Annotated in this window: 1 protein-coding gene; it reads left to right on the forward strand. The window is 47.2% G+C overall.

Annotation, left to right across the window (positions count from 1 at the left end; translation table 11 throughout):
* The coding region (locus WBA23_RS26165; RefSeq protein WP_424585222.1) for an ATP-binding protein at positions 1-2,112 on the forward strand (2,112 nt) is incomplete at both ends.

Consider the following 2,112-nt stretch of genomic DNA (forward strand, 5'->3'; position numbering starts at 1 on the left):
CTATCATGAGTTACAGTTGGTCGTCAGGGAGTTTGATCAACAGTTGAGGAACTGGTCCAAGATTGAAACGGTGGAAGCAGATGAGCTGGTGTACGACAATATTCCGTTAAAAGAAACAATACACCAACTGAAAGACCGGCAGGCAGCGCTTCAGCAACTTTGGCTTCAACGTATCCAAATTGAGTACCGCCGCAATCTTGGTTTATTGGCCCAAAGCGTTGAAAGAACCAACGGCCTAGCTCATCTAAAAAAAATTCGTAATACTACCCGCTACTACGAAGCTACCGCCAGCCAAATTAGTGAGTTTCCTGAGCAGTGGTACGAAAAATCGCAATTTGAAGTGAATGCCATTACCCTGGACATATTTCTTCAGGTGATCAAAACCCGGGTTCAGCAGGAAATGATTGAGTATCGGGAAAAAATGGAGCAGCTACTGACGAAGCATTATTTAGATCCTTTAGCCGAATTGAACGATCAGTTGACCAACCTAGGCAACGTAGAGGTTGATTATGGCCTATCGGATGAAATTATCTTGCAGAAGAACTTAACCGAGTACTACGAAGATATAAACCAACTTATTGAACAGGTTCCGGAATCGATAACCATCTTATACGATGATGTTGATGAGCAGGAAATCGTTTCTGTACCGGTACAGCAGCTAGCCGACTATTGGAACGAAACGACCTTATACCTCCCGCTTCAGGGAAAAGCCATCGAAGCCGATCAGCAACTATTACGCAGTCAGGCGGCCGTGCGGGATATGATCCGGCTGGTCAATCTACAAGCGGAAGGAAGGACTGATACCGAGGATGAACAGGTATGGCGGGATGCTACCCGTTTGGCAGAAAATGAACGAAAGAAAATAGAAGCGATCATTAACTCACTGAACGAAGATATCAAATCCCACCTGCACGAAAGTTTTGCCCAACTATCCATTGATGCTTTTATCATCCAGTCGGGTGAACTATCCAGCATAACCCGGTCGTATCAAAGTCAACGGGTAAAAAATAAGGTAGAGCAGTATCAGGGACGGGTGCAGCAGTTTGTTAGAAAACTAGGCACCAGGCTCCTATACTCTCGTAGTCAGGGAATACTGTTGGCCAAGCGACTGACCGAAGCACAGGAAGACGTACAGTCGCCTACGGCCCGGGTGCTGAGTTTTGTAGAACGGGTAACCCCCTCGCAGGAAGTGGTGCGCTACCTGCCCCTGTATTATCAAAACCTATTCAGCGGTAGATCACAGATTAGCGATGACTTCTGGGTAGACCGGCCCTACGAAATGGGGCTCGCTGAACAGGCAATTGCGCGGCTCCGTCAGGGGTATGCCGGGGGTATATTGCTGTTGGGTGAGCGGAATTCCGGTAAAACCGCCTTGTCGCATCGTATTGGGAAACGCTTCTCGCGTAAAGATGATCGGATCGTTCAGGTATTTCCTACTAGGGCGGGTTCAATCCGGATGAAAGATTTTGTTAAAGAACTTCAGCGGGCTACTGGCAATACCGGTACTGCCGACCAAATTATTCAGCGGGTACCGGCAGGTAGCACTATCATTATTAACGATCTGGAAATGTGGTGGGAACGTAGTGCTGAAGGCTTTAAAGTGGTAGACGAAATAGTACGATTAATCACCAAGCACAGTGGCCACGTGTTGTTTATCGTCAACACCAACCCTTTTGCCTACCATTTAATTGATCTGGTGAACCCCATTGCCGATTACTTCTTAAACATCATTCCGTATCAGTCGTTTGGTACGGAAGAAATTGAGCAGTTAATTTTGTTAAGACACTGGTCGGGTGGGCTTACCTTTGTGCTTAATGAGCGCAGCGAAGATTCACTGTCGGAATGGAAGAAGGTGCAACTTTTTAACGCCTTCTTTGATTATTCCGGCGGAAATCCGGGGGCGGCGCTCAATGCCTGGTTAACCGCTATTGAAAAGAAGGTAGATAAAGAAGTTTACTTAAAGGTTCCCCAGGTACCCGACTACGAGGAACTCCGCGATCTGCCCCACGACTGGACGATACTGATCGTTCAACTACTGTTGCACAAACGGTTATCATTGCCCCGAATGAGGCGGGTTCTCCAGTCCGATACCGCCGCGATCAATACTATTTT

Source organism: Tunicatimonas sp. (genome assembly GCF_049647865.1).
Taxonomy (GTDB): Bacteria; Bacteroidota; Bacteroidia; order Cytophagales; family Cyclobacteriaceae; genus Tunicatimonas.